At 37.6% G+C, this 9,434-nt stretch carries 8 protein-coding genes; 1 reads left to right on the plus strand and 7 read right to left on the minus strand.

Features of this window, described 5'->3' with window-relative positions; genetic code table 11:
- On the plus strand, nt 1–930 hold a 930-nt coding region (locus VLZ86_RS10570; protein ID WP_325451100.1), incomplete at its 5' end, for an acyl-CoA carboxylase subunit beta.
- Nucleotides 931–1,132: 202 nt separating this feature from the next.
- Here VLZ86_RS10570 and VLZ86_RS10575 read toward each other — a convergent pair.
- The 7 genes from VLZ86_RS10575 to VLZ86_RS10605 all read right to left on the minus strand — a co-directional run bounded on the left by VLZ86_RS10575 (nt 1,133) and on the right by VLZ86_RS10605 (nt 9,391).
- Nucleotides 1,133–1,948 carry an NYN domain-containing protein gene (locus VLZ86_RS10575; protein WP_325451102.1) on the minus strand — a complete coding sequence of 272 codons (816 nt, stop codon included), beginning with the start codon at nt 1,946–1,948 and terminating at the stop codon, nt 1,133–1,135.
- A 180-nt stretch (nt 1,949–2,128) separates the two neighbouring features.
- Nucleotides 2,129–2,506: a hypothetical protein gene (locus tag VLZ86_RS10580; RefSeq protein ID WP_325451104.1), complete on the minus strand. Its 378-nt coding sequence runs from the start codon at nt 2,504–2,506 to the stop codon at nt 2,129–2,131.
- Nucleotides 2,506–2,919 carry a GreA/GreB family elongation factor gene (locus tag VLZ86_RS10585; RefSeq protein ID WP_325451106.1) on the minus strand — a complete coding sequence of 138 codons (414 nt, stop codon included), beginning with the start codon at nt 2,917–2,919 and terminating at the stop codon, nt 2,506–2,508. The genes VLZ86_RS10580 and VLZ86_RS10585 overlap by 1 nt, the downstream gene beginning before the upstream one ends.
- A 570-nt stretch (nt 2,920–3,489) precedes the next feature.
- Entirely contained in the window at nt 3,490–4,815 is a 1,326-nt protein-coding gene (locus VLZ86_RS10590; RefSeq protein WP_325451108.1) for a sigma-54 dependent transcriptional regulator, read from the minus strand.
- A gap of 3 nt (nt 4,816–4,818) precedes the next feature.
- Nucleotides 4,819–5,916: a HAMP domain-containing sensor histidine kinase gene (locus VLZ86_RS10595; protein WP_325451110.1), complete on the minus strand. Its 1,098-nt coding sequence runs from the start codon at nt 5,914–5,916 to the stop codon at nt 4,819–4,821.
- On the minus strand, nt 5,917–7,821 hold the full coding sequence (gene acs / locus VLZ86_RS10600) for an acetate--CoA ligase (protein WP_325451112.1): 1,905 nt from the start codon (nt 7,819–7,821) through the stop codon (nt 5,917–5,919). It lies immediately after the preceding gene.
- A 199-nt stretch (nt 7,822–8,020) separates the two neighbouring features.
- Nucleotides 8,021–9,391 carry an alanine/glycine:cation symporter family protein gene (locus VLZ86_RS10605; protein ID WP_325451114.1) on the minus strand — a complete coding sequence of 457 codons (1,371 nt, stop codon included), beginning with the start codon at nt 9,389–9,391 and terminating at the stop codon, nt 8,021–8,023.
- Nucleotides 9,392–9,434 lie beyond the last annotated feature (43 nt).

Consider the following 9,434-nt stretch of genomic DNA (forward strand, 5'->3'; position numbering starts at 1 on the left):
AACGTTACTTCAGAAGAATTGGGTGGTGCCAGTACACATTCTACCAAATCAGGTGTTGCTCATATTACCGCAACAAATGATGTGGAATGCCTGGAAGATATTAAAAAACTCATCAGCTATTTACCACAAAACAATTTAGAAACCACACCTCTACTGCCCTTTGAACTTAAAGATGAAGTTAGAGAAGAACTTTCCAACATCATTCCGAACAATGCCAACAAACCTTATGACATGCACAGTGTGATTAATGGGATAATTGACACCGATTCATTTTATGAAATCCACAAAAACTATGCGGAAAATATTATTGTGGGATTTGCCCGTTTAGGCGGCAGAAGCATTGGGATTGTAGCCAATCAGCCAATGTATTTGGCCGGTGTTTTAGATGTGGACAGCTCGAAAAAGGCCGCGCGTTTTGTACGTTTTTGTGATTGTTTTAATATTCCCCTATTGGTTCTGGAAGATGTTCCAGGTTTTTTACCGGGAACTGACCAAGAATGGCGTGGAATCATTCTGCATGGCGCCAAATTACTGTATGCTTTTAGTGAAGCAACAGTACCAAGAGTAACGGTTATTACAAGAAAAGCCTATGGTGGTGCATATGATGTCATGAACTCTAAACATATTGGAGCCGATATGAATTTTGCCTGGCCAAGTGCAGAAATTGCAGTGATGGGAGCCAAAGGCGCTGCTGAGATCATCTTTAAGAAAGAAATCAACAAGGCTGAAGATAAAGAAGCTAAATGGAAAGAAAAAGAAGCTGAATATGCGCGTCTTTTTGCAAATCCGTGTAGTGCTGCTGAACGTGGATTTATTGACGAAGTCATTCTCCCTCAAGACACACGGCGAAAATTGATCAAGGCTTTTGCTATGTTAGAAGACAAAAAAGTGGATATGCCAAAAAGAAAACACGGAAACATCCCTTTGTGATCGTGTTTAAAAACGAAAAATAAATATCCAATGAGCTACATAAAATTGGTTTTCCTAATCGGGAAAGCCACTTAATAAAAAAAGCGTTACCAACTTAAAAGGTAACGCTTTTTCATGTTAAACATATTTTAGAGAGTAACAACATTCTTCTAAAAATCTTCAGAATTGGAAATTATTCTAAATTAAATATTTTTTTAAATGATTAAAGTTTAGCAATCAGCTTCTTTTTTCCATTTGACTGTTTATTTGATTTTGATTTCGGTTTTGGTTTTGGCTGGTGATTTTCTTTAATTCTGACGTAAATTAGTTTATAATGGCCTTTGGAATCTTCACGACGGTCAATCTCAAATTCTTTAATGGATTTGATCAAAGGCGTCAACTTTTGAAAGCCATAGTTCCGCGAGTCAAAATTGGGTTGTTTTTTTTGTAGCAAACTACCAACATCCCCCAAAAATGCCCATCCATCATCATCGGCAACGTCATCAATTGTAGCGGCAATAAACTTTATATCCTTTTCTGTAATCTTATCAATATCGTTTTCCGCCGCTTTCGATTTTTCATTGGAAGCACTTACCTCCTGCTGACCTTGATTTTTAAGAATTTCAATGTAGATAAACTTATCACAGGCCACAATGAACGGATTGGGTGTTTTCTTTTCGCCAATTCCATACACTTTCATCCCGGCTTCGCGCAAACGTGTCGCCAAGCGTGTAAAATCGCTATCACTTGAGACCAAACAAAAACCATCTACTTTTGCTGAATAAAGAATATCCATCGCATCAATGATCATCGCTGAATCCGTGGCGTTTTTACCAACTGTATAGCCATATTGTTGGATTGGGGTAATGGCGTTTTCCAACAACAGATTCTTCCACTTAGAAAGATGCGGTTTTGTCCAATCGCCATAAATTCGTTTAATCGTGGGGTTTCCATATTTAGCAATTTCTTCCATCATCTCTTTGACGTGGGCGGAAGGAATATTATCGCCATCTATTAATACTGCAAGTTTGATATCCATGTATTGGGAGTTAGGTTAATTTTGTAAAATTTTCAACGTTAAAGATAATATTTAATTACCGGAAAATATTGGAAGACGCTCTTTTTTAAGGCTTATCTAACAAAAAATGAAACCATAGTCAAAACAGACTATGGCTTATTTCTACCAAAATTTAGTAACAATAACCTGATCAAAGTAAGATTAAAGAAGTAATCTTTGATACACCTTATCCTTAATGTCACGGTATTGCGTAACGCACTCTACATATTTTTCAAATACCTGGTCGTGTTGATGCATATAAAATTGATCACATTCCAACTCATCACATTCCCTAACGTTATTCAGGGCATTTCTATAGGTATAGAATTCATTTAATAGATTGATATTATCATTGATATTATCTAATAATTCATCTCGCAATACTTTATCCCCGATCTTATTGGACGCTATTTTAGCAAGCCGATCGGCCTCGTTGTTCATCGCATCGAGATGTGATATCCAAGTATGAAGTTCACGATGCATGTGTCTTTTGACGATTTCGTCATCGGTTTCATATGCGTAATTTACTAAGGGTTCCATTAGGCAATATTTAATTTGGTTATATTATTTTGTTTCACATCCAAGATGGTGATGTCTTTATCGCCGCCCGGAAACGTCCAACTTATACTGTCATTTTTAGCATATCCCAAAACAGCTGCTCCCATAGGTAACAGCAAGGAAATTTTCTTTTGGGAATTGTTACTTTCTGCAGGTAAAACGACTTGAAAGGTATAGGACCAGCCATCTTTAGTGGCAATGGTAATTTCTGAGTTGATTCTCACAACATCATCAGGCATTTTATCATCATCCAAAATTTCTGCGCTCTCCATTTCCTTCGCAAATTTGGTCAGTGACACTTTTTGTGTCGAATCTTTATAATCATTAGTGAGGTTTAACAAGCGCTTAATCATCACATATTCCTTCTTTTCTAATATTAATTTTCCGTATTTCATCTTTACTGTATTTTTTTAGTTTCAACTTTGGGAAATTCTACTTTGTAGATATGCCCTTTTTATATTTTTGGTTTTAATTTCGGATTGAAATGCACAAAATCGGATGCCACAAAAAATTGTTGCATCACGTTTTCAAACATGTCGTGATATGGTTTTCTATTTATCTACTGTTTTTTGCTACAGTATGAGCTTAACTTTAGGTGAGTTCTAAATTCCTGTAAGACGCAGGTAGTTCATTACTTGCCTTTAACATTCTTTGGTGATAAATTTTATCATGCCCAATAGATTCATCATATTCACTACAAGACCAGATAAATCTTTTACTGCTTGTTAAACTGCAATATGCAAGATGTTCACACGTCGCACATAAACTATTTTCTAAATGGTTCATAATTTATTGCTTTAGACTCATCATTATCAAGGCAATAGACGTGCCGTTAAAGTAAAGAAGAACAAATCAACACACAACACATTGATAAATAAGCTATTATGCGTAATTTGAAGAATTATTAAAATAAGGATGTTGGGTATAAATTACCCGCTGAGGAATTTCTACCCAGTAAATGCTTGTTACTTAATTTTATCGCGAAGCGTTTTACGATCAATTTGAAGAATCTCGGCTGCTTTGGATTTATTATTGTTTGTTGCCTCTAATACTTTGAGAATATGCAATCTCTCTACTTCTTTCAAGGAGAGAAAGGTATCCTGTTTAGGGAAATCAATTTGAAATTTTAAATATTTGGGCAAATTGTCAATTTCAACTTGTTTGTCGCACATAATCACAGCACGCTGGATGCTGTTTTCGAGCTCCCTAATATTTCCAGGCCAATCATAACGCTCCAATGCCGATAGCGCTTCGTCAGATATTTTAACAATCCGATCTTTATATTCCACTCCATATTTAAAAAGAAATTTGTCCACCAATAGTGGAATATCCGATTTCCGATCCCTAAGTGGCGGCACTTCTATCTGAACTACGGTGAGCCTATAATATAAATCCTCCCTAAAACGTCCATTCTTGATAAGTTCCCTTAAATCGACATTGGTGGCAGCAATCACCCTAACGTCTATCTTTTCAGTTTTTTGAGAGCCAACCCTCATGATTTCTTTTTCTTGTAAAACCCTGAGCAAACTCAATTGTGTGGCCATCGAGGCGTTTCCAATTTCATCCAAAAACAGGGTTCCATTATTTGCTGCTTGAAAAAAGCCGCTTCTATTATCGTTGGCACCTGTAAATGCACCTTTGGTATATCCAAACAATTCAGCTTCCAACAGACTTTCCGGAATAGCACCACAGTTGACTGCTACAAAAGGCGCAGCAGAAAACCGCCCCATATAATGAATGGCCCGGGCGACCAATTCCTTACCAGTTCCACTTTCTCCCTTAATAAAAACAGTGGCTTTATTGTCCTTTACCCTATCAATCACATTCAGGACATTTTGCATGCTTTCCGACTGTCCAATAATCTCAGAAAAAACGGCATTTCCTTGCGATTTACTTTTAGTTTTCTGAACCGGTTTTTGCCTTAGAGCCAGCGATTTTTGAACGGCATTTTTAAGCTCTTCTTTAGTAAAGGGCTTTATGAGATAATCCATAACCCCAGATTTCATAGCTTTTAAGGCACCATCAATGGAAGGAAAACCTGTTACCGCCAGTTTTGGAATTTCGGGAAAATGCTCAGAGACGTATTTGACCAGTTGCAGACCATCAACTCCCGGCATTTGAAGATCAGTAATCAACAAGTCAATGGATTGATCCTGCAAAATTGCAATGGCCTCTTTTACAGAAATTGCTTTATAGGTATGGTAGTTTAAAGACTGTAAAAGTCGTTGGATAAGTTCCAAAATTTGAACATCATCATCAACAATCAATATGTTTTCTTGCTCTAATGGCATGCTTTATATTTTTGGAAATGTGAGCGTAAACTTAGTGCCTTTAGGTTGATTAGCCGAATGCCTTATGGTTCCTTTATGACTTTTGATGATACCATGAACGACACTCAAACCTAGTCCTGAGCCCTCGCCTACAGGTTTTGTGGTATAAAAAGGATTAAATATATATTCTGAGATCTCCTTTGAAATCCCATCTCCTTCATCTTTGATAATCAACACCACCTCTCTTTCTTGATTGTTAACCTCAATTGATATTTCCCCATTTTGCGGGGAGAAATAAATTGCATTGATCACTAAATTAAAAACCACCTGAGTGAGCTGAATGGTATCTACCCTTAAATAAATCTCATCATCACTAAAGCTTAAATGATAGAGGAGTTCTTTTTTACCAAAATTTGGTTTCAACAAATTGATAGCTTCCGTAATAACTGGGTTAATATTGACGAGCTCCATTTGCTGCGGCATTACGCAGGAAAAAAACATCAGTTTCTTAACCACTTCTCTTGAGAAAATTGCACTGTTCATGATCTTATCCAAATCGTCCAAAGCATCATCGTCATTCACAAAACGTTCTTTTAACAATTCAGAAAAACCAAGAATACTGGCTAGTGGCGTATTGAGTTCATGTGCGATTCCGGCGGTAATTTCACCTAAGATCGATAATCGATCAGCACGTTCCATTTGACGTTTGGTCAACTCTTCTTTATCGATAATTTGTTTACGTTCAATTAAATTACCGATTTCAATGGCCAGGGTCCGCACCAATTGTTTTTCTTCTTCCAAAAACACGTTTTCATTGTATTTTGTTTTTGGATACCCTATTTTAATAGAGCCATAAGGCAAATTAAAAGCTTTTATCGCAGTTAAAATAAACACGTGTTCTGTGGATCTTTCGCCGGCATAAACAATGCTATCTCCAAGTTTCATTTCTACAAAGGCTTCACTGCTGTAAAGAATGGCTTCCTTAAGACTGGAAGTGATGGCCTTAAAAGTAGGATCTAAATCGTAGAGGTTACAATTGGCAATATAGGAGCTTACATTATAAAGACATGTAAGCTCCTTAATACGTTCCTTTAATTTGTCTTCTGTTGAAACAAGAGCCATTTATAGCTTATTGTCTATAATGTCTTGAACCACTTCCGGGTTCAACAATGTACTGGTATCACCTAAATTGGACATATCGTTTTCTGCAATTTTTCGGAGAATTCTTCTCATAATTTTACCACTCCGTGTTTTTGGAAGTGCCTCCGAAAATTGAATCTTATCCAGTTTAGCAATAGGTCCAATCCGCTCAGAAATCAACTGATTGATTTCCTTACGTAGATTTTCATGGACTCTACTCTCACCCGTTTCCTTTAGAGTGACAAAGCCGTAAAGCGCACTCCCCTTAATGTCATGAGGGAAACCTACAATAGCACTTTCAGACACTGCTGGGTGTTCATTAATGGCGTCTTCCAAAGGACCTGTGCCAAGATTGTGTCCTGAAACAATAACTACATCATCCACTCGTCCGGTAATTCTATAATAACCAACTTCATCCCTTAAAGCACCATCTCCTGTGAAATACATATTATCATAGGTTGAGAAATAAGTTTCCTTGTAACGTTGGTGATTATTCCAAATGGTACGCGCCATCCCTGGCCACGGAAACTTAATGCATAAACGTCCATTGACCTGAATTCCTTTTAACTCTTCGGTATCATCCATAATTGCGGGCTGTATCCCTAAGAATGGCAAAGTGGCGTAAGTGGGCTTGGTTGGCGTTACGTAAGGCAAGGGCGAAATCATGATGCCGCCTGTTTCTGTTTGCCACCACGTGTCTATAATAGGACTTTTACCTTTGCCAATAATATCATTATACCAATGCCAAGCTTCTTCATTAATCGGTTCTCCCACAGAACCCAAGACTTTAATAGAAGACAGATCTACATCTTCAGCAAAAGAGAGGTTTTGTTTTGCTAAGGCACGAATAGCTGTTGGCGCCGTATAAAATTGTGTGATTTTATGTTTTTCAATTATTTTCCAAAATCTTCCAAAATCTGGATAATGTGGGACTCCCTCAAACATGACCGTGGTGGCACCATTGGCCAAAGGTCCATACACAATATAACTGTGACCGGTAATCCAACCAATATCTGCAGTACACCAAAACACATCATTCTCCTTGTACTGAAATGCGTTTTTAAATGTATAGGCGGTATACACCATATATCCAGCAATGGTATGCACCATGCCTTTTGGATTTCCGGTAGAACCCGAAGTATATAAAATAAATAGTGGATCTTCAGCATCCATAATTTCTGCATCAAAAACTGGGGAAGCCTTATCCATCAATGGTTGTAACCACACATCTCTATCTTCGATCATTGGTACATCGGCATTGGTACGTTTTACCATTAATACCGTCTCCACAGTATCACATTCTTTAAGTGCTTCATCTACAATACACTTTAAATCAAGGCTTTTATTGCCGCGAAAAGAACCATCTGCAGCGATTACCATTTTACAATCGCTGTCAATAATACGGGTAGACAAGGCTTTAGATGAAAACCCTGCAAATACCACGTTGTGTATGGCACCAACACGGGCACATGCCAACAGGGTGATAGCCAGCTCTGGAATCATGGGTAAATATACACAGACGCGATCTCCTTTTTTTATCCCTAGGTCCTTAAGTACGTTTGCCATTTTACAAACCCGTTCATGTAGTTGTTTATAGGTGATATGTTGCGCTTCTTCATTAGGGTCATTCGGTTCAAAGATGATGGCCGTTTTGTCACCACGATTGAGCAAATGCCTGTCCAGACAGTTTTCTGTAATGTTCAATTTTGCACCTTCAAACCATTTAATTTCTGGTTCACGAAAATCCCAAGTGAGTACCTTATCCCATTTTTTTCGCCATAGAAAATGTTCTTCCGCAATTTCTTCCCAAAAGTTTTCAGGCTCACGGACTGATTTTCTATAGACTTGGTAATATTCTTCAAGATTTTTAATACTGTAATTACTCATTGCTTTTCATGGTTTTGGTTTGTTATAGTATATAGTCGCCGATTTTAACTGGACATCTCAACATCCTTTGCTTCTAATTTCAAAAATATAAATAAATTTTAATAGAAACGACTTAATCGGCATTTCTATATGGTGACTGTCCCAAGATTTTAAAGGATAAATAAAAAACAAACTCTGAAGATATCCGTTTTCAAAACGCTTATATTTTCATCCTTTGAGAATAAGACTTAATTTCCTTTATAACTTTCGGTGCCAAAAGAATGGTGGCCGTCATTGTAGGAATTGCCATTAACGCAAACGTGCCATCAATAAGATTGAGCATCATGCTTAATGGTGTCACTGCACCAAGGATGATACTTGCTATATAAAAATAATTATAATAATGTTTATTGTGAGCACCAAATAGGAAGGACATGCACTTTGATCCATAATAAGAGTAGGTAAATAAAGATGAAATACTGAAAGTCGCAATACAGATCAATAATAAATAATTTCCATAAACAGGAATGGCATCATTAAAAGCCGCAGCCGTCAAACTCACCCCATTGACTTCACTTGTTTTCCAAACACCAGTTACCAATATGGCAAGTGCCGTCAGGGTACAAACGACGAGCGTATCAATGGCTGGCCCGAGCATGGCCACCAATCCTTCTCTCACGGGCTCATTGGTTTTTGAAGCTCCATGTGCCATTGGTGCTGTACCAATACCGGCTTCATTTGAAAAAGCGCCTCTTCTAACACCAAGTAATATCAATCCGCCTACGGCACCTCCCAAAAATGAATCGCCATTGAAATTGTTGGCAGCAAAGGCGTCTGTAAACATTAATAAGAGATATTTAGGGACTTCTTCTATATAAACGCCAAGGATAATCATTACCAAAACAAAATAGAGAAATACCATGGATGGCACCAATTTCTCAGCTGTTTTACTAATTCTATCCAAACCACCTAAAATGACGATTGCTGTAATGGCCACTAATATCAGACCAATGATAAAATTTGAAGTGTTCGTCTCAGCAATTCCATTTGGCTCCAATAAGATAAAATTTATGGCTTGCTTTAATTGGTTGACATTAAAAACTGGCAAGGCCCCAATTAGCCCACAAATACTAAAAAAAACAGCCAAAGGTTTCCAATTTTTCCCTAAACCTTCCATAATAAAATACATTGGTCCTCCTTGTACGACACCATTACTGTCCTTTCCTCTAAACATAATGGCCAAGGAACAAGTAAAGAATTTTGTGGACATCCCAATAATGGCGCTGATCCACATCCAAAACATGGCTCCAGGGCCACCAATGTGAATCGCGACGGCTACACCGGCAATATTTCCCATACCAATAGTTGAGGCCAATGCGGTTGAAAGTGCTTGAAAATGTGTAATTTCTCCAATGGCATCCGGATCATCGTACTTACCCCTCAATACATTTATGGCATGAAAAAAATATCGAAAGGGCAAAAATTTTGAGCGTACCAAAAGGTATAGGCCGCCGCCAATTAATATTATTAATAATGGTAAACCCCATGCGTAGTCTGCAAAGGATTGAAGGATCGAATCTAAAGTTTTCATTTTCTGGTTTTGATTTTGCGATTTTAAAGATATAGTTTTCGAT

The organism is Gelidibacter sp. (assembly GCF_035515035.1).
Classification (GTDB): Bacteria; Bacteroidota; Bacteroidia; order Flavobacteriales; family Flavobacteriaceae; genus Gelidibacter.